The 24,809-nt window shown below is 59.6% G+C and carries 26 protein-coding genes; 8 read left to right on the top strand and 18 right to left on the bottom strand.

Annotated features, from left to right (window positions below; all coding sequences use genetic code 11):
- Positions 1-320 precede the first annotated feature (320 nt).
- Positions 321-1,091: a class I SAM-dependent methyltransferase gene (locus AUC68_RS06865; RefSeq protein ID WP_158008257.1), complete on the top strand. Its 771-nt coding sequence runs from the start codon at positions 321-323 to the stop codon at positions 1,089-1,091.
- Positions 1,092-1,109: 18 nt separating this feature from the next.
- Here the strand turns inward: AUC68_RS06865 and AUC68_RS16740 are convergent, their stop codons facing one another.
- Positions 1,110-1,547 (bottom strand): host attachment protein, encoded by a 438-nt coding sequence (locus AUC68_RS16740; protein ID WP_244500429.1) that lies wholly within the window; start codon positions 1,545-1,547, stop codon positions 1,110-1,112.
- A 408-nt stretch (positions 1,548-1,955) separates the two neighbouring features.
- On the opposite strand from AUC68_RS16740, the gene AUC68_RS06855 reads away from it, so the two are divergent.
- Entirely contained in the window at positions 1,956-2,690 is a 735-nt protein-coding gene (locus AUC68_RS06855; RefSeq protein ID WP_069436924.1) for a cytochrome b/b6 domain-containing protein, read from the top strand.
- A gap of 106 nt (positions 2,691-2,796) precedes the next feature.
- Here the strand turns inward: AUC68_RS06855 and AUC68_RS06850 are convergent, their stop codons facing one another.
- A complete protein-coding gene (locus tag AUC68_RS06850; RefSeq protein ID WP_083240494.1) occupies positions 2,797-3,897 on the bottom strand; it encodes an AI-2E family transporter in 1,101 nt (366 codons plus the stop codon).
- Positions 3,898-4,085: 188 nt separating this feature from the next.
- On the opposite strand from AUC68_RS06850, the gene AUC68_RS06845 reads away from it, so the two are divergent.
- Positions 4,086-4,352 carry a hypothetical protein gene (locus tag AUC68_RS06845; protein WP_069436922.1) on the top strand — a complete coding sequence of 89 codons (267 nt, stop codon included), beginning with the start codon at positions 4,086-4,088 and terminating at the stop codon, positions 4,350-4,352.
- 54 nt (positions 4,353-4,406) lie between these two features.
- Here AUC68_RS06845 and AUC68_RS06840 read toward each other — a convergent pair whose 3' ends face one another.
- Positions 4,407-5,378 (bottom strand): L,D-transpeptidase family protein, encoded by a 972-nt coding sequence (locus AUC68_RS06840; protein ID WP_244500418.1) that lies wholly within the window; start codon positions 5,376-5,378, stop codon positions 4,407-4,409.
- Between the two features lie 124 nt (positions 5,379-5,502).
- On the opposite strand from AUC68_RS06840, the gene AUC68_RS16950 reads away from it, so the two are divergent.
- From AUC68_RS16950 to AUC68_RS18635, 5 genes are all read left to right on the top strand, one after another.
- On the top strand, positions 5,503-6,180 hold the full coding sequence (locus AUC68_RS16950) for a hypothetical protein (RefSeq protein ID WP_069436921.1): 678 nt from the start codon (positions 5,503-5,505) through the stop codon (positions 6,178-6,180).
- Between the two features lie 16 nt (positions 6,181-6,196).
- A complete protein-coding gene (locus AUC68_RS16945) occupies positions 6,197-6,652 on the top strand; it encodes a hypothetical protein (protein ID WP_069436920.1) in 456 nt (151 codons plus the stop codon).
- Positions 6,653-6,744: 92 nt separating this feature from the next.
- On the top strand, positions 6,745-7,038 hold the full coding sequence (locus tag AUC68_RS06825; RefSeq protein WP_069436919.1) for a hypothetical protein: 294 nt from the start codon (positions 6,745-6,747) through the stop codon (positions 7,036-7,038).
- 12 nt (positions 7,039-7,050) lie between these two features.
- Entirely contained in the window at positions 7,051-7,545 is a 495-nt protein-coding gene (locus tag AUC68_RS18640) for a substrate-binding periplasmic protein (protein WP_069436918.1), read from the top strand.
- Positions 7,505-7,816, top strand: coding sequence for a type 2 periplasmic-binding domain-containing protein (locus AUC68_RS18635; protein WP_069436917.1), 312 nt, complete (start codon positions 7,505-7,507; stop codon positions 7,814-7,816). Before AUC68_RS18640 ends, AUC68_RS18635 begins: the two co-directional genes overlap by 41 nt.
- Positions 7,817-7,936: 120 nt before the next feature.
- Here the strand turns inward: AUC68_RS18635 and AUC68_RS06810 are convergent, their stop codons facing one another.
- The 15 genes from AUC68_RS06810 to AUC68_RS06745 form a co-directional block, all read right to left on the bottom strand.
- Entirely contained in the window at positions 7,937-9,034 is a 1,098-nt protein-coding gene (locus AUC68_RS06810; protein WP_069436916.1) for a cache domain-containing protein, read from the bottom strand.
- 11 nt (positions 9,035-9,045) lie between these two features.
- The gene (locus AUC68_RS06805) at positions 9,046-10,368 is read right to left on the bottom strand and encodes a TAXI family TRAP transporter solute-binding subunit (RefSeq protein ID WP_141701129.1); all 1,323 of its coding nucleotides are present in this window, start codon (positions 10,366-10,368) and stop codon (positions 9,046-9,048) included.
- Positions 10,369-10,732: 364 nt separating this feature from the next.
- Positions 10,733-11,239, bottom strand: coding sequence for an iron response transcriptional regulator IrrA (gene irrA / locus AUC68_RS06800; RefSeq protein ID WP_083240492.1), 507 nt, complete (start codon positions 11,237-11,239; stop codon positions 10,733-10,735).
- Between the two features lie 13 nt (positions 11,240-11,252).
- The gene (locus AUC68_RS16730; protein WP_158008255.1) at positions 11,253-11,402 is read right to left on the bottom strand and encodes a hypothetical protein; all 150 of its coding nucleotides are present in this window, start codon (positions 11,400-11,402) and stop codon (positions 11,253-11,255) included.
- 75 nt (positions 11,403-11,477) lie between these two features.
- On the bottom strand, positions 11,478-13,157 hold the full coding sequence (locus AUC68_RS06795) for an Hsp60 family chaperonin (protein ID WP_069436914.1): 1,680 nt from the start codon (positions 13,155-13,157) through the stop codon (positions 11,478-11,480).
- Between the two features lie 140 nt (positions 13,158-13,297).
- The gene (locus AUC68_RS06790; protein ID WP_069436913.1) at positions 13,298-13,642 is read right to left on the bottom strand and encodes a hypothetical protein; all 345 of its coding nucleotides are present in this window, start codon (positions 13,640-13,642) and stop codon (positions 13,298-13,300) included.
- 30 nt (positions 13,643-13,672) lie between these two features.
- The gene (locus AUC68_RS06785; RefSeq protein WP_069436912.1) at positions 13,673-15,787 is read right to left on the bottom strand and encodes a sigma-54-dependent Fis family transcriptional regulator; all 2,115 of its coding nucleotides are present in this window, start codon (positions 15,785-15,787) and stop codon (positions 13,673-13,675) included.
- A gap of 19 nt (positions 15,788-15,806) precedes the next feature.
- Positions 15,807-16,886 carry an aromatic/alkene monooxygenase hydroxylase FAD-binding subunit MmoC gene (mmoC, locus tag AUC68_RS06780; protein WP_069436911.1) on the bottom strand — a complete coding sequence of 360 codons (1,080 nt, stop codon included), beginning with the start codon at positions 16,884-16,886 and terminating at the stop codon, positions 15,807-15,809.
- A gap of 144 nt (positions 16,887-17,030) precedes the next feature.
- Positions 17,031-17,327 (bottom strand): soluble methane monooxygenase-binding protein MmoD, encoded by a 297-nt coding sequence (gene mmoD / locus AUC68_RS06775; RefSeq protein WP_069436910.1) that lies wholly within the window; start codon positions 17,325-17,327, stop codon positions 17,031-17,033.
- A 62-nt stretch (positions 17,328-17,389) separates the two neighbouring features.
- The gene (gene mmoZ, locus AUC68_RS06770) at positions 17,390-17,902 is read right to left on the bottom strand and encodes an aromatic/alkene monooxygenase hydroxylase subunit gamma (RefSeq protein WP_069436909.1); all 513 of its coding nucleotides are present in this window, start codon (positions 17,900-17,902) and stop codon (positions 17,390-17,392) included.
- Positions 17,903-17,926: 24 nt separating this feature from the next.
- Complete coding sequence (gene mmoB, locus AUC68_RS06765; RefSeq protein ID WP_069436908.1) at positions 17,927-18,340, bottom strand: methane monooxygenase regulator MmoB; 414 nt, start codon at positions 18,338-18,340, stop codon at positions 17,927-17,929.
- A gap of 11 nt (positions 18,341-18,351) precedes the next feature.
- Entirely contained in the window at positions 18,352-19,533 is a 1,182-nt protein-coding gene (gene mmoY / locus AUC68_RS06760) for an aromatic/alkene monooxygenase hydroxylase subunit beta (RefSeq protein ID WP_069436907.1), read from the bottom strand.
- A gap of 99 nt (positions 19,534-19,632) precedes the next feature.
- On the bottom strand, positions 19,633-21,213 hold the full coding sequence (mmoX, locus tag AUC68_RS06755; protein ID WP_069436906.1) for an aromatic/alkene monooxygenase hydroxylase subunit alpha: 1,581 nt from the start codon (positions 21,211-21,213) through the stop codon (positions 19,633-19,635).
- A gap of 440 nt (positions 21,214-21,653) precedes the next feature.
- Complete coding sequence (locus tag AUC68_RS16340) at positions 21,654-21,980, bottom strand: hypothetical protein (protein ID WP_141701128.1); 327 nt, start codon at positions 21,978-21,980, stop codon at positions 21,654-21,656.
- Positions 21,981-22,869: 889 nt separating this feature from the next.
- Positions 22,870-23,244: a hypothetical protein gene (locus AUC68_RS06745; protein WP_069436904.1), complete on the bottom strand. Its 375-nt coding sequence runs from the start codon at positions 23,242-23,244 to the stop codon at positions 22,870-22,872.
- Positions 23,245-24,809 lie beyond the last annotated feature (1,565 nt).

Raw genomic sequence — 24,809 nt, 5'->3', positions numbered from 1 at the left:
GGCCTTGAACTAGGCTGAATGGCCGACATCGCAATTTCCCCCCAAATTTGACCGCCGAGGACAGCGGCCGACGCTGATCCGAGAATCGCGCCCCCCATCAAGCTATTAGAGCACGAGCGAGGGTGCGATGCCCAGTGGCCCGTTTGTTGCCAATGGCAACGCCAAGGGCCACCAAAATCGGGGCCCCAACTTGGGATTGTCTGACCTAGAACGGCCAATTGAGACGTAAGAGAGGCTTCGAGGCGAGAATTCACGTGGCTTCGGTGCCCGGACCGGCGCCACCGCGCATTGCTCGTCCCGTGCATCCGAGGGGCATGTCCATGACCGATTACATTCTGCCGCATTCCGATCCGCTCGAAGACGATCGTCTCATGCTGATGTCGAAAATGCTCGATCCCTACACGCGGTTTCGGATCTCGCAACTTGGGCTCGGCGCGGGCTGGAAGTGCCTCGAAGTGGGTGCCGGCAACGGCACGATCTCGCAATGGCTCGCCGATCGGGTCGGGCCGACGGGTCACGTCACGGCGGCCGATATCGACACGCGATTTCTCGACCGGCTGGCCCGGCCGAACCTCGATATAAGGCAGCTCGATGTGGTCAAAGACCCTTTGGGAGACGCCTACGACCTCGTCTGTGCGCGGGCCATCCTGCATCATATCCCCGAGCGGCTCGACGTGATGGCGCGGCTGGCGGCCGCGGTCAAACCGGGGGGCTTTATTCTGCTCGAGGAGCCGGATTTCCATCCGGTGCTGGATACCGACAGTCCCGCCGTCCGCGACTTCTGGCGCGGTTTCCTCGCCTGGGCGGCCAATTGCGGGATCGACTACTTTGTCGGCCGGCGCGTGGCGCCGACGTTAAGCAAGATCGGCATGGCCGATATCGATGTCCACGGCGAGACGATCATGTTCCAGGGCGGTTCGGCCTCCGCCCGCTACTGGACGTTGACCTTCGCGGAATTGCGCGAGCCGATCCTGGCCTTGGGCCTGATCACGCCGACGCTTTGGAACGAGGCGCTTGCGTTGTTCGACAACCCCGAATTTTGGAGCTGGCAGAACTGTTTCGTCGTGACAACCGCGCGCAAGCCCGCCTGACCGCCGCGTGCGCGCAATTCACGACGCATCGCGCAGCGCCTCCGGCGACAAATGCGCCGCGAGGTCGTGATCTGGTGTGTTGGTCAAATCCTTCTGCACGGTGCATTTGAGGACCGCTTTCAGCGCGTCCGGAACGACGCGGCGAATCTCGCCTACGACCTTTGGCGGCGCCACCAGGACAAACTGATCGAACGATCTGGCCGCATGCGCGCGGCCGATCTCGTCCACGACCAGCTCCACGAAGTTCGCCTTCTCGCTCTCACGCGGATCCTGTCGCGGCTCAACGCCGTGCCGGCTGGAATCGGCGCTTTCGAGACCCGGCCCGGCCGATCCGAGGTCAGGTCGCGGCCCTGCTTGTGCAGGCTCGACGACAGAAAGCTCGACGCGGTTCTGAACCGGCCTTCGGAATCGCGCTCGACGAAGCGTGCGCGACCGCCGTCGGCGATGACAAACAATAGATTGGGACTCTTCATGGCTCCGTTCCTGATGACGCGGCGCAGGCTCAAAACCGTTACGCCGTATTCTTCCTCAGCGACCGCTCTCCGATAGAACCGCCCTGTCGCGAGCGTACGGCGAGAGCGCCGACAACCTCGATAATAGGATATGGGCCCCGGCCCGGGCATTGTCGATGGGGCCACTTTCCGTGGACGCGCCCCCACTTGCTTGAGCGCGCATCACGGTGTCTGGTGAGACCAATAGTGCTGGCCGATCAGCTCCTTGTCGGTCCGAACCGGACAGGTTGCACAGTGCCCGGTTTGAACCTGAGGCCTGTTGACGTTGATCAATGCAAGAGTCCGGACCGAACATCTAGCCTCTCGCATTTGGCGTGAACTGGGCATGTGGGCGCCACCAAGAGAAGGCTGAATGACGACGATGAGCTTACAATCCTATGCCGTATGGGACCGACCAACCCGCTGGTTCCATTGGATCAACTTTGTCTGTGTTGTTGCCTTGATCGCCCTTGGTACGGCGATCCTTTACGGCAAGGCGCTCGGCGTCACGGACGACGGCAAGCTTCTGTTGAAGACAGTGCATGTCTGGTTCGGCTACGTCTTCGCCCTGAACCTGGGCTGGCGCATCGTCTGGGCTTTCCTCGGCAACCGGCACGCTCGGTGGTCCGGCATGCTGCCCTTCCTGCGCGGCTATGGAACGTCGCTTGCAGCCTATCTCCGTGGACTGGCCCGAGGCGATGAACGCCCTTATCTCGGTCACAACCCCGTCGCACGCCTGATGGTCTCCCTGCTCGTGCTCTTTCTCGTCGTGCAGGCCGTTACGGGCCTCGTTCTTGCCGGGACGGACATCTACTATCCGCCGTTCGGATACTGGATCGCCAGTTGGGTCGCCGCGCCAGGCGTCGATCCTTCGACGCTCGTGCCCTACAACGACACCGGAATCGACGCCGCATCCTGGGATGCGATGCGCGCGTTTCGCACGCCCTTCATCACCGCGCATTATTGGAGCTTTTATGCGCTTCTGGTCTTGATCGTCATCCATATCGCCGGGGTCGTCACGACCGAGCTACGAGAAGGCGGAGGACTCGTTTCGGCCATGTTCACCGGACGAAAAGTCTTCGATCGTGACCCGGCGGACGATGTCTGAACAACGGCCGGGTCCGCATCCAACCCTCAGCGGATGCGCCGCCGTTGGGTGAACAGCCTCGTCAGGCGGCCTTCAGCCCCGTTCAGGCTTGGGCCGCGCTTGCACATCAACGGGGAAGCGTATCGGGTTCGATCCATTTGAGGATCATTTCGTAGCACACGGCGACGACGACGGGCCCAAGGAAGACGCCGACCAATCCCCATTCGATCAACCCGCCCATGGCGCCGAGGAAGGCCAATATGGCAGGGAAGTGCGTGCCCTTGCTGACCAGCAGCGGCCGCACGACGTAGTCGACGAGAGCGACGCCAACCACGCCCCAAAGGAAGATGAAGATCGCCATTCCCGGCTGGCCCTGCGCCCAAAACCAAATCGACATCGGAATGAAGACCAAGGCAGGACCGACCTGAATCAGCGACAGGACAAAGACAATGCCGGCCCAGATGATCCAGCCCGGCACACCCGCAACCACGTAGGAGAACGTCGCGAACAGGGTTTGCACGAGGGCCGCGCCAAGGACGCCGATGACCGTTTGGCGCGTGGTTTGCACCGACAGCACCGCCATCCTTCGAGCGAAGGTTCCACCAAGGCGATCGAAGAACTTGTGCGAGAGCTCGCTGACCCGGTCGAAATTGTAGACAAGAAGCGCGGCCAGGATCACGCCGATCGCGAACTCGAATACGAAGATACCGAGGATTTCGGACTCATAGGCGAACCACACGAGGATGGCCTTGATCTCATCGCCGAAATGCGTGGCGAGGGAGGAAAGGTCCGTCCCAAGCGATCGCCAAAGCTCGGCGGCCGACTCTCCGACAATGGGCAATTTGAGGATGGGGTCCGGAGGTTTGCCGAGGCCCGCAAGCGCCACCCGTTCGACCCAGTTCAAGGCCGAGGGCAGGAACGATGCGAGTGCCGTCGCGATGCCGAGCGCGGGCACGACAAAACACAGAACCAGTCCAAACCCGGTGAGAACGGCGGCGAGTGCTCTCCGATTTCCGAGACGGCCCAAGAGCCGATTGTGCAAGGGCGCCACCGCAATTCCGAGAACGATGCCCCACAGGATGGCCGGTAAGAACGGGTACAGCGTTAGCAGGCCAACGAACAATACGGCGAGCACCAGACCCAGGGGCGCGAACCGCTCGATTAGTTCGCCCCCCGAGGCGCTGCTCTGCTGCTGTGGGTCCGGTTCTGGCTTCGTGCTCGGTGTCACAGTGTGCCGTCCCGGGTCGCGAGCCGCGGCTCGACCGGCCCACCTATTCGCTCGTCATGGTGCTGCGTACGCCGGCAACGCTTTGAACAAGAAGACCGGTGAGATGCATCTCTCTTCCCCCCAAGCTTGTGGCAGCGCCTATACTATTCGGGGTCACGTAGGCGCACCAGACTGGAAAAGACCGCTCCATGCGACTCTGTCACGCTTTCGTCGCGCTCTATATCGCCGTTTCGCTTCTGGCGCTTGCCGCGATTCCATTGAGCGCCGCGGGCTGGATCGAGCCCGATCCCTTGTCTGCCGTCCCGGCGATGCTCCTCGGCACGCCTTGGAGCTATGGGTTTGCAGTGCTTGGAGGATTTCAATCCGTCGCCTTGAACATCGCTCTCCTCGCAGCCGCGATGGGGCTGAATGCCGCCCTTCTATGGGCTCTCTGCCGTTTCCTCAACCGCCGCTAGGCGAGGAACACAGCTTCGGCAACGGAATCCGCCGCGCGCCGTCGCCCGCCACGTCTAGCCGTGTGTCATGACGACGAATCCGCGCTCGGTCCGGGTGGTCGAGTGCAGTGGCGCATCGGTCATCACGAGGACCAAGCCGGGATGCATCAACCCCGCAACCTGCTGAGCAAGCTTCTGACCGGATTGAACGCGCCCAATCAGCTCTTCGGCGGAAGCGCTGGGTCCGGACGTATGACGGATGGCATGCCAGGTCGCCGAACGTCCGCTCTCATGAGGCGCCACCAAGACGAAGACGTACGATCCGAAAGGATCACCGGGCCGGTCGATTTCGATCGGGCCTTTCGCCACGACGTTCCCGTCCTTGAGGACGTAAAGCTCGCGGTCCTTCCGGCTGATCAATAGGAGACACCGCGTGCTGCATGTCTTCGTGGCGCTGCTGCGGCGGGAGGGACTTCTTCTACTCTGCAACGGAGGTTTGCATCTCGTCCGCAGCGAGCGAGGAGAGGATCGGTCCAGGATGAGTGACAACGGTCGGCTCGCTGTGATCGTCGGCGATGATGACCGGCGTGCGACATGCGTCACCGTGAACAATTTCTCCGAAAACTTCAGCGGCAGCCGGACGCAGCCGTGTGACGCCGGATAGCCTGGCAGGTTGCCCGCGTGCAAGGCAACGCCCGACCAGGTCAGCCGGTTCATGTTCGGCATGGGCGCGTTGTTGTATGTGCTCGAGTGATGGTGCTTGTCCTTCTCGAGAATGGTGAAGACCCCGGTCGGCGTCGAGTGGCCCTTCTTCCCTGTGGAGCAGGTGGAGAGCCCGATCCGAACGCCGCCGCGATAGACGTGCACCAACTGATCGGGGAGCGAGACGATGATCGCCACGGGCCCGCTGGGGGACTTCTCCGGCGTCCACAGGAACTCGCCCGGCTTGAGGCGGGCAAGGGCCCGCGCACCGACAGCCGTCGCCCCAAAAAAAGCCAGGCTTCCCGCCGCCGCCAGCGTTCCTTTGAGAAGGCCTCTGCGATCCAAGCCAAATTCCATAACCCGGTCTCCGCGAAATTTGTCTCAAGTACAACCAGTTCAGGCTTGAACAATAGTCGCCTTTCACGCGTCATATACACACCTACCTACTTATGAGGGATCGAAATTCACCATGATTTCATCACTGATCCGGACGCCGCTCGGCGTGGCGGCGCTTGCAGCTCTTGCAATTCCGGCGGCTCACGCCCAGGACGACATCCGCACCGAGCCCGTTCACTTCAAGGCGGGGGCCAGCAGCGCCACGGTCAAGGGCAAGATCAAGGGCTACGAGACCGTGGACTACGTTCTCGAAGCCGGCAACGGGCAGCACATGACCGTCGGTCTCTCGACGGATAACGCTTCCAGCTATTTCAACATCCTTGCGCCCGGCGAGAACGAGACCGCGATGTTCGTCGGCTCCACCAGCGGGAACCAGTTCAAAGGCGCGCTTCCGAAGGCCGGCGCTTACAAGATCCGGGTCTATCTGATGAGAAACGCCGCGCGCCGGAACGAGGTGGCCAATTACAGCCTCACCATGAGCATCACGGGTGCGGCGGCGAAAGCCGCGGCGCCCGCGGCCAAGCCCAAAGGCCACGGTGCGAGCGTATCGGACCTTACGGGAACGGACGCGATCGCGGCGATCGACGCGATGAGCGCGCGAGGCTTCAAGAGCGTCGACACGATCACGTCGGGCGAGACGCTCTATGGGATCTACTACAATCCCTCCACCAAGCAGTGCATCCAGCTGACCAACGCGGACGACAAGGTCTACGCGGTCAACGACATCAAGACCCATCCGAAGTGCCATTAGGGAGGCCCGGAAAGACATGAGAACGTTCTACGGTACGATCGCACTCGCGCTGGTCCTCGGCTTGACCGCATGCTCCGAGGACTCCTCGGAGCAGAAGGCGAGCGAGCCCGCCGCCAAGACCGAAGACTCTGCGAGCCAAGCCGCCCCGGCCCCCGCGGCCCCGCCCGCGGCCCAGGCTCCCACAGCTGCTCCCGCGCCGGCAGACGATGGGGCCGGCGCCATGGACGGCGCTCCTGCAGCGGCCCCCGCTCCGGCGCCCGCAGCCGATTCGTCATCCAAGGACGAGCAGGCTTGCCTCAAGGCCGTTGCGGCGGAGACGCAAAACACGGTGGCGACGCTCAGCGTGGACCCGTCGGAGGCGAATACGATCGTGATGGTCGGCGTCGGCCCCAACAAGGCGCCATGGAAGTGCCTTGCCAAAGACGGTGTCGTCGCCGAGGTCATGTCGATGACCGACGAGGGTGCCCTCTAGGCATCATAGGTCTCTTGAGTGTAAGAGATCGTTTGGGGTCTTCCCTCGCGACAGGTGGAATGTGACGACGAAAGAAGAGAGGGCTTGTTCGAATGCCACATCACTCGAAACTCCTGGTAGCGCTGACAGCGCTCGGCATGGCGGTAGCCACCGGTCCCTCAACGGCGTGGGCCCAGGCGGGTACGATCACCAAGGAGATGCAGAACAGTTGCGTCAGCGATTACAAGAAGTTCTGCGGCCAGTACGGACTGCAGTCGTCGGCACTCAATCTTTGCATGCGCAAGGCCGGGCCCAGCCTGTCACCTGCTTGCGTCCGGGCGCTTGTCCACGCGGGGAAGATTTCGCAAGCCGAAGTCGACCGCGTTAAGTCGCAGATGGGTCGCTAGAGGATGGCACTTATGAAAAAGCTCTGCTTCGCTGTCGTTACCGTCGCCGGCCTGTCGTACGGGACGGCCTTCGCTGCCGACGAATGCACCGCGATCACCGCGACGGGCCATCCCGCCTATCCGGTGATCGCCTTCAAGGACGGCGATCGAATCGCCGGCGCGGCGCCGGAGCTCGTCTCGGCGATCGCGAAGACGCTCGATATTCCGTTGGAATCGAAGTCCATGGGCTCATGGGAAGAGGCGCAGGAGGCGGCACGGGCGGGGACAGCCGACCTGATCTTCGGCATCTACTACAACGACGAACGCGCCGGCTATCTCGACTACGTGCAGCCTGCCTTCATGTACGACGACGTCGCCGTCTTCGTGGCCAAGGGGAAGGCGTCGGTTCGAAGGGAAGGACGACCTGATCGGCAAAAAGGGCGCGACGAACGAAGGCGAAAGTTACGGCAACGATTTCGATGCCTTCATGCGCGACAAGCTTCAGGTCACCCGGACAAAAGGGCTTAAGCCGGCTTTCGAAGCCCTGCTGGCCGGCGATGCCGACTATGTCATTGCCGGATACCACCCCGGCCTCGCAGAGGTGTCCAAGGCCGGTCTGACGGATCAAATTGTTCCACTCGACCAGGCCTTGCTCACGGAGGAGATGTTCGTCGCCTTCTCGAAGAAATCGCCCTGCCGTGCGCTGGCGCCCGAGTTCGGCAAAGGCATCACCACTCTGACCACGGATGGAAGCTTCGACAAGATGCTGAGCGGTGCGACGGCGGCGTGGGACAAGTGACGCTTCCAAGATCGTGTCCGCCGGTTCCGGCCCGGGTCCAGCCGCTACGCGCGCGCGGGCCCCTTCGGGCCGGCTGACGATCGGAGCGGGTCGGATCGCGCGCGGCCGGCCTATAGCGGGCTAGGCTGCGTCACGCGTTGGCCGTCTTAACCGCCAAGCCAGGGCAAGACCGATTACGATCAGGCCAGCGATCCCGCCCATCGCGATCGCGAGCCATCGGCCCCGAGTCTCCCACACCTCGGCCTGGTCGATCTCGGAGAGCAAGACCCATTTCTGACCGCCGAAATCGACAGGCGCATAGACCGAGAGCACGGGGATCCCGCGATAGTCGCGCACCACGCGCGCGCCGCTCTTTCCGCCGATGCCCTCCCGCACCGACGCATTGTCGACCTTCGTTTCGAGCAGCGTCGGCGCGGCGATGAAGCGCGACTGACTCCGCATCAACCTGTCCTCACCGACGAGATAGGTCTCGCCGCTGCCGCCCATGCCTGCCGTGAAGTGCATGAGTTCGTTCAGCGGTTCGGCCGGGATCTGCACGGCGAACACGCCGATGACGTCGCCACTTTCGAGAATGGCGTGGCCGGCGAACGCAGCGGGATCGTCGCCGCTCGGCGCGTACCGCGCAAAGTCCGAGAAATCGACGCCGGCCGCCGGATTCGCCATGACACGGCGATATACCTCCGCCAGCGGACTGTCGCGGTAAGGGCCGGTCTCGAGACTCGTGGCGAAGTCGGACTCCTTGGCCACGCTGTAGACGACGTCGCCGCGCGGATTGATGAGAAAGGCGTCGTAATAGCCGAAATGTTCGAGGAAGCGCTGGGCCCAATCGTCAAAGGTCCGGTGGTACGGCCCGTAGGCGGAGTCATCGCCTGTATCGGCGGGCTCGGCCTCCCGGCCGGCCGGGGCGGGATTGCCCTTGGCGTAACGACGCGGCAGGACTTGCCGCGCGTCGGCGCCGTAACGGCCCCAGGCGACATCGAGTCGCTCCATCGCCTCGACGACACGGGGGCTCTCGCTCGCGGCACGGACATCCGACGCCGTCGAGCGGAGATAGTCCTCGAGTGCGGCCCGCCGGAGATCGTGGAAGAGACGCAAGCGATCGAACGCGTTAGCGAGAGCTTGCTTCCGCTCGTAGCGCTCCGTCAAAGCCCAAACGGCGAGCGCAACCCCGGCGCCAACGCCCAAAATCAGAAGGAGTATCAGAAGCCGCCGCTGCATCGTCTGCCAGCCTAGGCCGTGACTGCCGGCGGCGAGCCCTCGGCAGGCGCGGGCGTGTCGCCTGGGTGGCGTCTCTCGGCACGCTCCAGCTGGATCTGGCGATCCTTGATGGCATCCTCGACCGCATCGTAGGTGAAGTTGAACAGCGTGAACTCCGTGGCGTTGATACGGCCGCGCTCGGTGGCGTGAACGACCCGGGCGACGAAGGCGGCAAGCTTGTTGTTGTACTCGTCGAGCTCGGCGAAGTTCGCGGCACCGCGGGCGTCGTGCGCCAAGTCGATCAGTTCACGGTTGAACCCGTCCATGACCTTCTTGCGGCGCCGGTTGACGAGCTGGAGGTAGCCGGACATCGCGATAACGGCGATCGAGACCATGAGCGCGATGGGCTCCGCGTTCTGCTGAAGGAAGGACGGCTTGTCCCTGTCCCAAAAGGCTCGCACGCCGGCGTGCACGGGCACAAGCGTCTGGCCGCTTGGGTCCGGCGCGGTGATCAAGCCGGCGATGGGAACAATCTCCATCAACTCGCGCCGGTGCTCGAAAAGCACCGAGGTGAGCTTGGCAACGACATCCGCAGGCACGGACTCGCGCGCAAGCAGCAGCTTCTCGACGGAGATGGTCTCGACGTCGCTGCTCGGAACGGCGGGACGGCCGTTGTACGACCCTTGAGGAATGCTGCCCGTCTCGAGCGCGGGGTGGCGCAGGCGCAGCGCAGCGGCCTGGGGAATGGGCAGGATCTTGCCGTCAATCTGCTTGATCAAGCGCAGGATCGACATATCCCCCGGCGCACGGACCCGGAACAGCGCATCGACATCCCCATTCAGGAGGAGCCAGTTGGTCGTTCGCTCGGTGCCGGTGAAGACCTTCAGACTCTCGTTGGTCAAGGCGTAGTAGTTGGCGAGAAACCAGAAGGCCTCGTATTCACCGCTCTGTTCGGGGGGCAACGCGATCCGCTTCCCGATCAGGTCCGACACCGTGTCGATGCCGCTATCGCTCCTGACGACGATTTGGAACGTGTCGGGGTAGAGCGCGGCCACCATGCGGGTCCCGCGCCCGGTGGCCTGATCGGCCTGAACGGTCGCAAGCTGTACGGCGCCGTCGTCGAGCAGCTTTGCGTTGTGCAGCGAGCCGCGCGTCTCGAACACCTCGATCTCGATCTCCGGGTAATGCCGGGCAACGACTTCACGGAACGCCTCGATGGTCGAAAAGGCTTGACCGGATCGCTGGCCCGCAGCCACGAGAAGCGTATGCTCGCGCGAGGTCTGCCAATACCAAAGCCCGGCCAGCGCCAGGCAAAGCCCGGCGATCATGAGGCCGATAACGGTCCGTGTCCCCACTGCCTACCCTTCCTTGCCCCTGCGAAGATTGAGAAAGGCCCGCTGTCCTCGGTGCAACCGACCCCTTAGACTAGCAGATGCAACGGTGCCCGGACACAAATTGAGGTATTCACGGCTCTCCGGGGCCTGCCCCGCATGCGCCGATGCGCTTGCCGGAGCCGCGGAAGGTCGAGGCCGAAGCCCAGGCGGTCGAGACCAGTTCGGAGATCGAGCCCTGAAGCCAAGATCTTGGCCATGAGCCCGGCGATGTCCTTCGCGCCGATTGGCGCGTGATCGACGGCTGGGCTCTTCTCCAGCTCCCATTCGTAGAGCCGACGCCCATCCGCCTACCTCAAAGCCGTCGCCTGAAAATACCGCTTTACGCTCAGTCTTCTTCGCGGCGCAGCCGCACCACTACGTCGACCCGGTCGATGGCATAGCCCTCAGGCGGCTCCGGGAGCTTGTCGAGAACGATCCCGTCCTCGGGGATGTCCATGAACAAACTCTCGCCCTCGATGAAAAAGTGGTCGTGGGCGGATGGGTCGGTGTCGAAATAGGACTTCATGCCTTCCACGCCGATCTGTCGGAGCAGCCCGGCTTCCGTGAACTGGTTCAAGGTGTTGTACACGGTCGCGAGCGACACCGGGATCTTGGCCCTGGCCGCCTCCTCGTGAAGCATCTCCGCGGTGATTGTGCGCCCGCCCTTGGAAAACAAGATCCACCCTAGAGCCAGGCGCTGACGCGTCGGTCTAAGGTTCACCTCGCGCAGAAGCGTCTCGTAGTCGCGCCAGGGGCAGCTGCCAATTATACCGGCGCGCGAGGCTGCCCCTGGACGCGACTCCTCCGTTAAGGGTTGGTCAACGGAGAAGGGCGTGGAATCCGTTTGCGTCATTAGCCCCAGGTCCTCATTCTTGCGATCGGTCCGCCCGATCGAGGTCATGGGCATAGAAGAAGATGACCTTCGTCTTACCGGGGAGGCTCGCTTCGCGATTGTTGAAGCCGGGCTTCGCTGCGGTCACCGAAACCGAAGGGCGTTTCTCTCCAATTCCAGTCATTCCACTATTCCTTTGATAGTCGATCAATGTTCATCAATGCCGCGCGGCACTCTATGATCAGTGCCATTGGACTGATTAGTGTCGTGGATCTTCTCTTGTTGCCGCTGCCCACTCACCTGAGTATCCGGCCCAGAGATCTTCCGGCACTGTTGCGACGACGCATTCCGTCGTCATCAACCTGCTGGCAGCCGCGACGGCATTCTGCAAAGCAAGACACACAATCTTCACGGGATCGACAACACCAAGCTCGAAGAGATCGCCGAATTCGCACGTGAACGCATCAAATCCGAAGGCTTCATCTTCGCTCGTCAAAATTCTCGACGTAACAAAGTAGGGGTCCTCTCCTGCATTCTTCGATATCAAACGCAGTGGTTCGCCAACCGCTTCGGATACGATTTCGATGCCATGACGAATGGCAAGGTCGGTAGCGGACAGCGACTTCAGTGCTTTACGGCACCGAAGAAGTCCTGCTCCACCGCCTGGCACCGCGCCCTCAGCAAGTGCAGCGAATACGGAACTCTTGGCATTTTCGATGCGCTGCATGCGTTCCTTTATTTCGAGGTCGGTGTTGCCCCCGACTTCGATGCTCGCCGCGACATTGGATAAATTCGCGATACGCTCCTCAAGCTCTTCGATCTCATGCAATCGGCCCGTGGCGGAGCCTTTGGTCTTGTCCGCATTACGATGGCTGCTGAGTTCCTCGTTCAGACCTTCGAGCCTCGCCGTAACGTCCGAGGGCTCTCCGCCTCCACCGAAAACGGTAACCGCGTGCTCACTGACTTGAACGCCCTTTGCACGTCCAAGATCGCTCAGCTTAACTGCCTCCAATGTGTCGCCGTTTTCCTCCAGAATTGCGCGGCCTCCAAGTAGACAAGCAAGATCGGCCAAGGTTTCCTTTCTGCGATCGCCATAAGCAGGTGGCTTCACCGCAACGGCTTTGAGCACACAACGAATGTGATTGAGAAGAAGCCCCGTTAGGGCAGGGTGTTCAACGTCTTCTGCAACAATCAGAAGAGAACCCCCTACCGCCCGAACCTCGTCCAGAATTGTAAGGAGTTCCTCGAAAGCTTTTATCGGGCGGTCATAGAGTAAAATGTAGGGCTCATCGAGTTCGGCAAGTTGGCGATCGCTATCTGTACAAAAATAGGGCGACATCCAACCTTGCTCCCATTGAGCGCCTTCTTGGAATTCAACAGTGTCACCAATCCCAACACCAGGCTTGATACTTACGACGCCATCATTTCCAACTCGATCAATGCAGCTTGCAAGAAGTTTAGCAATTTCCACGTCGCCGTTCGACGCGGTCGTGCCAATTTGAATGATCGATTGCTCGTCTCCACAATCCCTCGCACGCCGGCGCAGATCATCAACAGACGCTTGACACGCGAGTTCCATGCCCATTATCAGGCCGTTTGGATCTAATCCCGATGCCATCGCCTGAAGTACTCTACGTGCGATGTAACGCGCGAGCACTATGGTGGTGGTCGTGCCGTCTCCACATTCCTGCGAGACTGCCGAAGCGATCTGCTTGAATAGATTTATGCCTGTGTGTGCAAAGCGATCCGTCACGTCGATTGATCGCGCGACCGTCACGCCATCTTTCGTAATGATCGGCGGAATACCGGCAGTCCGATGCTCAATGACAACATTGCGGCCTCGCGGTCCCAATGTCACTTGCACCGCATCGGCCAAGAGATTGATCCCGCCCAATATTCCATGACGCGCCGCATCGCCATAGCGAATGACCTTCTTCACGATTTCCTCCCAAAGTATGCCCGCAACGTCTGTTTTGTTCGGCGTATTACGGGACCGCGTCTTACGCGCTTCTCTTCACCGACGTAGTTTCATCTCCAGAATTTTCGAAACTTGATTGGCGAGTTGATGCGCTACCTCAATCAACATTCTGGCGGCTTCGACGGTCTGCCACGACCATCCAAGCCGTCTGACGTACTATCCTCTTGGCTCCGAATCATATGAGTGCGACCCGCAGCAATTCGCCGTTGACGCGAGCGCTCTAAGCGAGACCATGTCCAGATGAGTTCCTTATCCCTCCAGTCCATGTAACGCTTGATCTCCTCCTCATCCGCTGGATCGAGTTGCTTTGCCCAAAGCAGTTCCAGTTCCAAGGCCCGCTCCGGGCCCAGCATTTCACGCAACTTAGTTTCCTGAAGCTCCAACTGATGCGTTGTGGCATCGGCACCGCGCGCCATTTCGGCGAGAAATTGTTGGATATCATCCATCGTTGTTCTCCCTCATGCTCCGTGCTGCCCCTATCTTCGTAGTCCGAGGCGTGCCATTTTGTGGTAAAGCGTGGGACGGGTGGTGCCCAGCACTCGCGCCGTCTGCGAGATATTCCCAGACGTTTCCTTGAGTGCCGTGCGAATCGCATGCGCCTCCCAATCGCTCAGGGTCTTCAGCTCTAAGGCTTCTGCCTCCTGAGTTGCTTGTGACCTGAACAAGTGGACCTGGCCGGGCTCATTGTCTTCCTGACCTTGCGCGAAGGCGTTTATCTCGCGCATGAAATCATCTGGGAGATCCGAAATCTGGGTTTCGCTGCCGGACGTCATCGCCATGCAGGAACGCAACACATTCCGCAATTCGCGAATGTTGCCAGGCCACGGATGCCGCTCAAAAATATCCCATACCTCGGCGCTCAGCGTCTTATCTTGCTCGACGCCCTGAGCCTCATTCTCCACCTCCCACAAATGCTGGATCAAATCGAGCTTGTCGGGGCGCTCCCGCAACGGCGGCAACCAAAATTGCGCGCCGTTCAAGCGATAGTAGAGATCACGCCGAAATGCGCCGTTCTTAACGCAACCTGCGAGATCGCTGTTAGTTGCCGCTATGACCTGGACATCGACGACAGTCGGCTTCGAACCACCGACAGGCACGATCTCCGAACTATCGAGAGCGCATAAAAGAGAGGTCTGGAGATCAAGGGCCATGTCGCCAATCTCATCGAGGAACAAAACCCCCTTGTCAGCCTCGACGAATTTCCCCTGCTTGCCTCCAGTGCGCGCGCCCGTGAAACTTCCCGGCGCATAGCCGAACAGCTCGCTTGAAATGAGCTCACGGGGAATCGCGGCGCAGTTCACGAGGACAAGCGGATGGCTCTTGCGTGAGCCATTTGCATGAATGAGGCGGACCAAATGGTCCTTCCCCACGCCTGACTCGCCCGTGATCAGAATTGGGATATTCTGTTCCTGCAGCTTTGCAGCTTTCTGCAACGCCGATTCAAGGACTGCATCGCGCCATGGTTCACGGCTGTCACGATGCCGCGGCGGCTTTGACCGGCGGAAGCCTCCGTGACCGCACATGTCTCTTGCCATTGCGGTGTCCGGAGAGCTCGGCACATTCGTGCTCGATGCATTGTTCCGCGCGACGAATTCAGCGTGCAAGCGGCGGTCGTCCGAAACCTCAAGCTCGATGAACTCACCACGGTACGTGCGGCTCCGCAGCTCGTCCACGGACACGCCGAGGATTGTCTTCACCTGTTGAAAGAGGATATCCGAATGACGCTCGTAGCCGAGTAGCTCCAACCCTGTACGCGTGGCGCCAATAATCTTTCCAGCCTCATCGAGGGAGAAGAGCCCATCGAGCAGACAATTTTCGCCGGCCGGGCCGATGCTGATTCTTCTGGCTCGAAGCCGAAGCAAAAATCTTCCTGGCGCCTGGCATTCAAACAAATTTGGTTTCAATAAGGTGGCCGGCGATCTGACGAAGCCGAGAAGCGTCTGCGCAGCCGGCCGCTTGTCTGTTATCAACCCAAGCAAGGCGACAATCGTGCCGTCATGAGAGTGAAGCGGATGACCAACAGTCGCAAACGGATGCAATACTGAAGAGAAGTGCTCCTTCCCATCGAAGGCTACCGGCTGACCTATTACCGCAGCCGTACCCAATCCGTTATTTCCAATGATCCGCTCATTCCAACTCTCGCCTAGGCGCATCAACCGGCGTGCTATTGGACCAAGATTGGCCCCCGCCTCCATGGCGTGAATAAGCTTGCCAGTTGCGTCGGTTAGAAGCAGGCCGACATTGGTGTCCCTCAATAGGGGCTGCAAGTTGAACGCTATCGTGGTGAGGCTCGGCCACAAATCGCGATTGGTTGAATGTTCAACGCGCCCACCGTTTGCGGCATCGGCGGCGTTACGTGGCCACAATTGCTCCGCGCCCGGTACGAGCCCGTAATCCGCAACGCAGCGGAACCAGGATTCCGCGACCTGAGGCCGTACCCAATCAACCCCGTCCGGGGATTGGCCGGTCTGCACCATCCAATCCCAGGCCACTCCGGGGCGATCGACACCGAACAGCCCTCCGGTCTCCGATCCGGGCCCGTCATAATCCTGCAGCTTGATCCCGTTGACCATGTCGACCACGAAACTCACGCTTGCCTGGCTCCTTCAGCTAAACCGAAGCCGCCAGCAGGGGATCGTTATCGTCCTCCTTTGCCGTGCCGCTTGCAAGGAACCTCTCCAGATAAATTTGCTCTTTTGGCACACCTGCGGTTACCGCAGCCGCGATGGCCGCATCGATCATTGCCGGCGGTCCGCAAAGATAGATATCAGGGCTTCCTTGCGCGTCCTCGAGATGCTTGGCCAGCCCGTCGACCGCAGTGCCCACCTCACCTTCCCAATCGGGGTCCGGTTTCGCGACTGATATATGAACGCTCAAATTCGGCATGTCGGCCTCGAGCTGCCTCAACTCGTCGAGAAAGAACAACTCATGCTGAAAGGTGATACCGAAGAACAACTTTGTCGCTTGCGGGTGGCCTTCCCGCTTCATGTAGCGAATCATTGACAACACCGGCGACAGCCCAGTGCCGCCCGCAACGAAGTACCGGCTATTCAGTCCATTTTCGCGGATATTGAAACCACCGAAGGGGCCACGAAGCTTCACTGGGACACCGGGTGCAGCGTGGTCTGTGAGAAATCGCGAGAACCTTCCGTCTGGCAGCAGGCGGATCAAAAATTGCAGCCGCGGATCGTCATCAAGACTAGCCATCGAATACGACCGGCTGATCCCTGTGCCTGGAATTTCAATGTCGATATATTGCCCTGGAACGAACGGGATATTGACGGGCTGCCCGTTCTCCGGGTCCTTGGCCTCAACCTGAAGTTCGACAACGTTTGAAGAGATCTGCGTCGCTCCGACGACCTCGCCACCCCAGTCGGTCTGAACCGCGTGGAACGAAATTCGCTCAAACGAGTACGGCAGTCGAACAACAAGATCGCTGCGGGGAAATGTCTGACAGAGGAGCACGACATCCGCTTCCTCCTCTTCCGGCGGAAGAGCCTGAGTGCTGCATCGCCCCAATTCAAAATCACCTTCAAGGCAATCGGCTTTGCACGTCGCGCACCCACCCTCGTGGCAGGATGAGAGAAGAATGACATTGTTTCTGACGCCCGCGGAAATAACATCCTCGTCGGGAGCACACTCAAAGGTTACCTCAAGGTCGTCGTCGGTTATCGCGGATATCTTATACATGCTTCAATCTTTCGAAATTTGATAACAAACGTCCTCTGCACGCCCAGCTAAGGGCGCGATCATTTGGCGCTCATCGGCGCATTCGGATTATGCAAACTGCCCGGACCGGCCCGCTAAACGCGCTGCGGTCCTGGAAAGGCGATGTCAGCCAAACGCGGTGCTCGCGTTCTGCCGATGATAAAATGCCATTACGTGAGCAACAGCTTCGCGGGAGGACGACTCACTCAGGGAACAGCCCTCTTGGATCAGCTTCCCGTCTCTGTGAATTTCCCATCGCCACATGCATTCGACGTCTTGAACGAAAGCTCGATAGCCGGCTTCATTCAAAATCTCGATGCAGGGACTGGAGAACCCCTCAAGTCCCGGTTCTTGACTTTCACCACATTGCCCGAGCGCATCGTTGGCGTCCGCGGGATCGTCTTCGAAGATCGCCCTTTTCATCGGTCCAGACTCCCATCTCGATATAGCCCCGAATCTGCGTCACCGCAGATTCGGGGCTACGCTTAGGCGGCGTCGCCGAGCATGAGAACTTTCACACCACGCTGTTCACGTAATTCATCAAGTGAGCAGTCGTAGTAGTTGCTGTTGCGAAGTTCCATAAGACGACTACCAAGATAGGAATCAATTTTGAGAAAGACGTTCACGGGAAGAACCGGCGGCTTGTAGAGCTGCCTAAATTCCATATGAATTCTTTCCCCCGTGAACTTGCACTTTTCCGATTCCAGCTTCGGCATCCAGGCCTGGGCAACGTCCGCGGCCGTTTCGCCCGTTGTCGCCATGGACAACAGATCCTCATTTGAGAATGCAGCGACCTTTAGCAACGAAAGACGCTCTTCAGCCTTCGCCTCGATGAAGAGGTAGTCGACATCGAGTTCGTAACTCGTCCGAAGCGGCGTGGTGTACTTCATGCGGAAGTCCTGAAGGAAGGCCGTAGCGTCTTTGACATTCTCCAGCGCCGCAATCTTCTCCAGCCATTCGTTACGGACAGGGTTTTGATGAATCTTATAGTTGGGCATTTTGATTTCCTCCCATTCACCCGTTCAGATATCGGTCAGTTTACGATCCAGACCCATCAACTCCGATGTGATCGTGAACGTGTTGCCTAGAGTGTACGCACGGCCAATCGTCGAGGAGACATTCACGAGGAAGTCGTAAATGTTATACGGCTTGCCGAGCATGTCGCTTGCCAGTTCCGTGTCCACGATGATCTCGCCGTCTGCCTTGATCCACCAGAACCCTGCACGATCTTCGACAACGATTGTCGGATTTCGCTTTGTCTCTTCGCCAAGAATGATGTCCTCAACGATCGCGTCAATTTCGTCGCTCTTCATGAGCACAAGAACGACCGTATTCGACTCGTGGACGGTCTGATTTTCCTCAGCAAAGAATTCCTTGGCGAACTCCTCGCCGGTTTTCTGCATAATCCCAGCGTTGTAAGCGTTATGCTGTGTCATCTCGATTTCCCCTACTTGACGTCTCTGACGATTCTGGCGGTGAGCTCGCCGGCATCGACCTTGAACCCGATCTTGTCGGCGTAGTCCGTGACCCAATCGTTGATGACACGGGCAACGGCTTCCTTGATCCCGGCAGAGTCGCTTACACCTGGAACCTTATCGACCTTTGCATAGATACCCAGGAAGTCGTGCAGCGAGTCCGCGGTCTTCTCCAGCCACTTCTCGGTCCAGGCGCAATACCATTTCCGATTGTGATCCCCGAATTCCGGATCCTCGGCGAGCGAATAGAAGAACAAATCGCTGAGAGCGGCCTTGTTGATCTGGAAATAGGTCTGCATTTGATCGATGAAGAAGGGTGTCAAGGAGTCGCCGTAATGCGACGCAAGACGATTGAAAAATTCGCGCCGAGTGAACTGTCCGAAGATCGGATCGTAAACGCCGTGCACGGCCCACAAGATCTCATTGAAATCCTGGATGCCTTGCCACATTTCCTCGACGGTCAAGCGCGCTGACTTATAGATGGGATCCGTAAGCCAGACTTTCTTCGGGCCGTCGGTCGATTCCGGAAAGCCCGGCACGCACTTGGCGAGAAAGACCCGCTCGAGCTGGATCATCTGGGCGGAATCGACCTTATCGAGCGCGGCGAATGTCGCCGAAGAGCGAATCGTATCGGACAGCACATCGCGCCCAACCGAGGAATGCGCGTTGAACTGGGCATATTCGCTATAGAGCAAGGCGCCGTAATACTTGTTCAGCACCTCGTCCCGCCAACCTGGGTCGATCGAGCGTACCGCGCCTTCAGCCGAATAGGCTGTTAGAAAGCGCGTTGTGTAACGCCACTCTTCCGACTTGTCCTTGACATAGGGCGCATGCCAACGGCGCGCGGGATCGCGATGGCGAAACCAATCCGTTGTCCTAAGCTCTGTCAGCTCGTTTCCCCACGACGGCCGACCGCCATGGAATTTTTGGGTCCAATCCCCCCAATCGAGGCCGCCCGCAATCCAATCTGGATTCGGCTGCGCATAGAGGGTCAGAGCTTCATACTCGCTGAGACGCTTCCACCGCCGGTCGGCGAAGTAAAGCATCTTGCGTTGCGAATCGAGCTCGTGGTCCGGAATCGCTTCGAGGATTTTGGCAGCCCTTTCTGGGTCTGTAAGTCCTCGCCTGGTTGCTGTTGGTGTGGCAGTCGCCATGAATTGTTTCCTCCTGCAATCACTTGTTGGGCGTGAAGCCGCGTTTTGGTGCGTCAGTTACTAGCCAGACCGGCCAAAAGGCCGGTCTGGCTAAGCTCGTTAAAGTGCGGAAAGCGGATCAGCGAACACGCAATTGGCGCGCTTGATGTCGTCGATCGTCCACAGCTTGTCAGCCCGGACGTGCGGCTGAGCGATCAGCGTTTCCTCGTCGCTGCGAAGACCGTGACCCTCCACGATGACATCGGAGAGTTCGCGACCGCCATATTGCTCGAAGATGCTTTGGCACTCGTAACGCTCCGGTTCCGTGAGCCACATGCGCTCGCCCCATTCGTCACTGAACGAATGTTTCTGGCCGTTGTACTCGTGAATGCGAGTCGTGACCGAGCTCTTGGCGAGCGACGGGCAGAACGGCACCTGAGAGACGCGGTCGACATAGACCTGATGGCCGTTCTCTGCGAGCCACTGGATCGGCAGGAAGCCGCTCTTGGGATCTTCGCAGCCGAGCGCTTTCCACTCCCGCAAAATCTTGCCGTAGTGCGCGTCCCATCCAGGGTAGTTCGCCTCGAACCACTCCATGTCTTCCTCGTCCGGCAGCGACAGGCGGAAGAAGCCGGTCGGCCACAGCGCATAAGCGAGGAGGAACAGGTCATGATGCGCCCAGTAGGCATCCTTCTTTGCATCACGCAGGCTGGGCGGCGACTGAACGCCATATTTTGCAAGGCGCCCGATCCAGATGCCACCCCAGTCCTCATAGACCCAGCGGTTCCAGGTTTTGACCCACGGCTCGACTTTGTACTTGGAACCGTACTCGAAGAGCATGCCCAAAACCGGCGTGAAGTACTTCTGCTGGGTCCAAAAGGCGTTGTTGAGGTCGGTGTTGAGATATTTCTGCGCCGCCGGATCATTGGCGATCGAAACCACCGTCTGATAGCCGTTCGCCATGTGGCGCAGCTCGTCGGTTTCAATCGACAGGAACACGGTGGGCGTGATCTCGTCGCCGTTGGCCGAGGCCCATTCGGTGATTGCCACGATCAGCGGATTGGTGAAGCACGCTTCGCCAACAAGCTGAAGATTGATGGAGCATTCGACCGCATCGCCGGAAATGAAACCGTCGGCAAAGACGCGTTTCATGCCCTTCCAAAGCGGACCGATGGCGCGCGTACGCCGCGCGTCATTATGGCCGGCCGGATCGTGATAGTGTTTCGCGTAATAATAATTGACGAAGCCGCACTGGTGGGTGTGGCGAATCTCATCAAGCACCTGAGCGAGATAGCCGTTCTTCTGCTCGGCGGCGGTCGCCGAATCCCACAGCATGGCCGAGGCGGCGATCGCATTGTATTCGCCGACTTCGAGGAAGTTCGAAGCGACCTTCATCGTCTCGCCCCACCGCGGATGCATCCGGTTGCCTGCACCAAGGCGAGTCAAACCATCGAGCAAGGTGCCGAACTGGCGTTCGTCCTTGACGGACTCCATGCGGGCGTATTCTTTGGCGATGAGCTTGAACTGCTCCTTCGTATCATTCGCCATATGATACTTAGTCGGATACTTCGTTCGGTTCTGGGCGAAGTCCCAGTTGAAGCTTTGTAGCCAGCGATGAACCTCCTGCGGGTTCACGCTGGTCGGCGCCCGATTGATGCTAAGCGCATCCGTAGCGGCCTTAGTTGCAGCACTTAGAGCCATATTCGTTCCTCCTTGGACCTAAAACTTTGCCGTTCCTCCTTGGAACCTAACTTTGGTATTCAATTACGTTCGTTCGACTGCTCCTGCCTTTTGGCAATGTGTCCGACAGAAATGCACAGCGCTTGAGACGAAACTGGTGCTACCGGGTCGAGACCAGGGAGATGGAGACGGATTAGCCTGACCCGGTAGCGGTCCGTGCTAAAGTGTAGCAATTGTTATGCCAGAGCCCCGAAGGGTGTTTAGGCCCGCTTTTTCAACGATCTTTAGGATCTGGGATCGGCCTAAGCGTGTAGTAGATTTATCCAGCATGTGGATGTTTTCTTTACATAGGCTAGAAAGTTGACACCTGAAAATGAGCGGGGTCAATTCCAAGGCTTATTGGATATTTTCACCGAGGCTGCGTCTTTTTCCGGTTGTGGTGTGCAGACCGAGTTGGGTCTCTAAGCCTGATCGAGCGCTTTTCTCTCGGCAGCAATCTGTCGGCGTACAAATCCGGTGACCTTGATTGAGCGCCGGCGGTGAGCAGCGCGTATGAGCGCGGCCGTCCTACCACTGACGATTTCCGCCGCAGCGTTCTTGCCGATGTCGATCCCGGACAAAGCTGCTGGAGCCGGCGTGCTGCGCATCTTCATTGCGAGCCCGCAGGGAGCAATCGGATCTACCGGGTCCATCGTGAGGATGCGCCGACGGTTCGTGAACGTCGTGCCAGGCGATGCGCCAGGCGGCGGGTCTTTGACATTAGCGCCGCGGGCCACCCGAACCGTCACTCCATCGATCTCAATCTCAATGAGCCCGCATGTCGGCTCCACGGGCGTGAGCGCTCGCGCCCTCGTTGCGCTGACCGCGCCGGCGGCGGAGCTTCAACCGCCGCGGGCACGAACTGCGGCGACTCTATCTCAACGTTTGTCAGGGCCGTTCGGTGTGCTTGCCGGCGCCGAGCAAAATTCGGCGTGGGGATCGACCCAGATCGACGAGCAGCCTCCGAAGCCACCACGCCCGGCACCAGCGTCTCTTCGTCAATCCGCGCCCTGTCACCCGCTGAGAACCGACGACGTCGCCCTGTCCCCGTTTTCACCTCGAGCTGGCGTACCGTCGCCTCCGGCTTAAGCGTATGGCCAAGCGTAGACACAGACCGATCTCCGGTTCAGAGATCGACAGACCCGCCCCTCGCACGCCTCAGCAGAAGGCGAGGTCCAAACACCGCTTGCGGACGTACTGTTGAACGACGGGCTGTTGTTCGGTCTCGGGCATGCGCGCCGCGCTATCCGCGGAACAGATGGAAGACGACACCTTGGGCGGGCCGCGTTCGGCGCTCCGCTACCTGAGTCACAGCGAAACGGCGATCCGTCGGGCCATCCATGAATTTCTGCTTGCCTGCGCGACGGCACACAGGGGGGAGTGCGGGCATAAAGCGGATGTCGCCTTCGGTCCCCGACGGTGCGGGCGCCTCCCGCGAACGGGTCCACCGTTGATATGCCCGTCACTGGAATGGAAGAGCACGAGTTCGCGGGCCACGGTTCACATCGAAAATCGAAGCGCACCTCGAAAGTCGAAGTTCACCGCGAAAACCCAACCGTCTGGCAGACCGAAATCGCCCGGCTCGAGACTCCACCCGGTCGCCAAGGGACCGTTCCAGATGGACATCGCGGCTTCCAATCAAGGCCGGTCGACAATTCTCACCGGCCGGCCTCTTGACAGGCCGTAGCTCGACAGCAGCCAGACGACAAAAATGATCGCACCCATTACGCCGAAGAAAATCCGCGCGGATAGCGGCCATGGCAGAACGAGGGCGCCGACCACAAGCACGGGACCGACGACAGCCTCGACAAGCTCGTGCAACTTGATGGGTATCAATTTCACCAAGCTGAAGGGCATGTCTGTCACGACTGTCATCGCAAGATGCACGGCCGCGAGCACGTAGGAGATCATTGCTGGCAAACCGGCAAGCCCGATAACGGTTGGGGCGAGTGCGAAAATTGCGACCGTCACGTAGTCTAGGACCGCGTGCATTTTGTCCGATATGATCTTCATCTTATGGCTCCACGCTCCGGCGACATGAGCGCCGCGGCGAGCAGCGCGTCGCGCCCGCTTGGCCTCGGGAAGACAACCAGACTAAGCTGGATCCGCCCGCCTGAGCAGGATCCTGCCATGTCCTGGATCTGCTTGTCCGTGAGATGGAGAGTCCTAGAACTCTCCATCTCACTCAGCGTCAGCGTCTGTGGCAACGATAGACGACACGTTCTGCCTTGGTACACGGCGACTTGCCTACGCAACCATTGACGCGACGCGCTTTGCGGCAGGTCAATTGCTTGCCTGCAGATGGCACGCTCGCAAGCTTGGACGCGGATACGGATCCTCGTGAGCTGCTGAAGTTGTCCGGGTAGAAGGGGAGATCCGGGCTAGCCGATGCCGGACCGCTGACCGCAAATAAGCCCGCAGCTAGTGTCAAAGCTGCGGCGAGGACTGTTAAACTTCTTGTCATGACATTCTCCCTCTCACGAATACTGATAGTTTCTGTCTGTCGAAAATGGTGGGATTGTTCGTCGGCCGAGCGCCCTAAAGGATCTCTGACAGTCTTATGAGCGCGCTGAGGTGCGTATTCCTTGGCGACTACAAAGCTTTGCAGGCAGAGACGAGCCTGCTGCGGGTTCTCACTAGTCGGCATAGGACTGGTGTTGAGAACGTCTGTAGTGGCCTTTGTTGCAGCACTTAAAGTCATGATTGGTTGTTCCTCCTTGATCTAGCTCTTATTTGTCTATTGCGTTTCGATTGCTCCGCTCTTTTGGCCGGAATCTATTCCGACTCGTCATCACTCGAACAATGATCGAGATGCGTAGCGCGTGTCACAAATGCAAAGCAAATGTTGTGCCAGATTTTCAGAAGGATTTAGCGCGCAAATTCAAGGCGCTTCTTCAAAGCATTGGGCCTGAAATGAAGATCTTCAGAACTTTTGTCAGCGTAGCGTGTATTGTCTTTATCCAGCGCCTGTATATTTTCTGTACAGCGGGGGTGGATAGAAATTGACACCTGAAGAACGCACTGCGATCAGGGCGGCCTGATCGACCTTGTAATGGCTAGTGCGGTTTCCCGTCCGCGCGCTACGTAGCCGGCGGCGGCGAAGGAACGGGCGCATTCTTGTGGGGCGATGTTCTCGATGCTGCTGCCCGACGCAGCGCAAACCGACATTCGTTGGGGGTGAGCACCCCCAGGGGGAGACCGTCACCGCGAAGGGCCGAAATGGAAAATGAGGTCGTCGACCTGGGCGATGCGCACGGTATCGGCGCGGCGGACGCATTCGTGTCCAAGATGCGCGCGCTGGCGCTCTATAGCGTCGGGATGCCATCAGTGTCGGGATGCCATCGGACTGACTCGTTTGGCGGACGGGAGGCCATCGCTCGAAGCCCATGCACCATGACCTCCTCGTTAGTGTGACCGAGGCGGCGCAAAGCAGGGTTGAGCGCATTGTCGGAAATCGGGCGTGCCGCCGAGCGAACGCTCGGGAACAACAACTCTCCCTCACCTGAAATCGGGCGCCGCTGATCGAGGACAGCCATCGGCATCTTCAGCAAGAGACATACGTTCCGTCGTAGACGTTT

The sequence above is a fragment of the Methyloceanibacter methanicus genome (assembly GCF_001723285.1).
Classification (GTDB): domain Bacteria; phylum Pseudomonadota; class Alphaproteobacteria; order Rhizobiales; family Methyloligellaceae; genus Methyloceanibacter; species Methyloceanibacter methanicus.
Note: the sequence above shows the minus strand (reverse complement) of the source record. Positions and strands in the feature narration are given on the sequence as shown.

Bases quoted from the DNA above. Each gene is read 5' to 3' on its own strand.
- AUC68_RS06865 (WP_158008257.1), top strand. From the start codon at position 321: ATGACCGATTACATTCTGCCGCATTCCGATCCGCTCGAAGACGATCGT.
- AUC68_RS06855 (WP_069436924.1), top strand. From the start codon at position 1,956: ATGACGACGATGAGCTTACAATCCTATGCCGTATGGGACCGACCAACC.
- AUC68_RS06845 (WP_069436922.1), top strand. From the start codon at position 4,086: ATGCGACTCTGTCACGCTTTCGTCGCGCTCTATATCGCCGTTTCGCTT.
- AUC68_RS16950 (WP_069436921.1), top strand. From the start codon at position 5,503: ATGATTTCATCACTGATCCGGACGCCGCTCGGCGTGGCGGCGCTTGCA.
- AUC68_RS16945 (WP_069436920.1), top strand. From the start codon at position 6,197: ATGAGAACGTTCTACGGTACGATCGCACTCGCGCTGGTCCTCGGCTTG.
- AUC68_RS06825 (WP_069436919.1), top strand. From the start codon at position 6,745: ATGCCACATCACTCGAAACTCCTGGTAGCGCTGACAGCGCTCGGCATG.
- AUC68_RS18640 (WP_069436918.1), top strand. From the start codon at position 7,051: ATGAAAAAGCTCTGCTTCGCTGTCGTTACCGTCGCCGGCCTGTCGTAC.
- AUC68_RS18635 (WP_069436917.1), top strand. From the start codon at position 7,505: ATGCGCGACAAGCTTCAGGTCACCCGGACAAAAGGGCTTAAGCCGGCT.
- AUC68_RS06810 (WP_069436916.1), bottom strand. From the start codon at position 9,034: ATGCAGCGGCGGCTTCTGATACTCCTTCTGATTTTGGGCGTTGGCGCC.
- irrA (WP_083240492.1), bottom strand. From the start codon at position 11,239: ATGACGCAAACGGATTCCACGCCCTTCTCCGTTGACCAACCCTTAACG.
- AUC68_RS16730 (WP_158008255.1), bottom strand. From the start codon at position 11,402: ATGACTGGAATTGGAGAGAAACGCCCTTCGGTTTCGGTGACCGCAGCG.
- AUC68_RS06790 (WP_069436913.1), bottom strand. From the start codon at position 13,642: ATGGATGATATCCAACAATTTCTCGCCGAAATGGCGCGCGGTGCCGAT.
- mmoC (WP_069436911.1), bottom strand. From the start codon at position 16,886: ATGTATAAGATATCCGCGATAACCGACGACGACCTTGAGGTAACCTTT.
- mmoD (WP_069436910.1), bottom strand. From the start codon at position 17,327: ATGAAAAGGGCGATCTTCGAAGACGATCCCGCGGACGCCAACGATGCG.
- mmoZ (WP_069436909.1), bottom strand. From the start codon at position 17,902: ATGCCCAACTATAAGATTCATCAAAACCCTGTCCGTAACGAATGGCTG.
- mmoB (WP_069436908.1), bottom strand. From the start codon at position 18,340: ATGACACAGCATAACGCTTACAACGCTGGGATTATGCAGAAAACCGGC.
- mmoY (WP_069436907.1), bottom strand. From the start codon at position 19,533: ATGGCGACTGCCACACCAACAGCAACCAGGCGAGGACTTACAGACCCA.
- mmoX (WP_069436906.1), bottom strand. From the start codon at position 21,213: ATGGCTCTAAGTGCTGCAACTAAGGCCGCTACGGATGCGCTTAGCATC.
- AUC68_RS06745 (WP_069436904.1), bottom strand. From the start codon at position 23,244: ATGAAGATCATATCGGACAAAATGCACGCGGTCCTAGACTACGTGACG.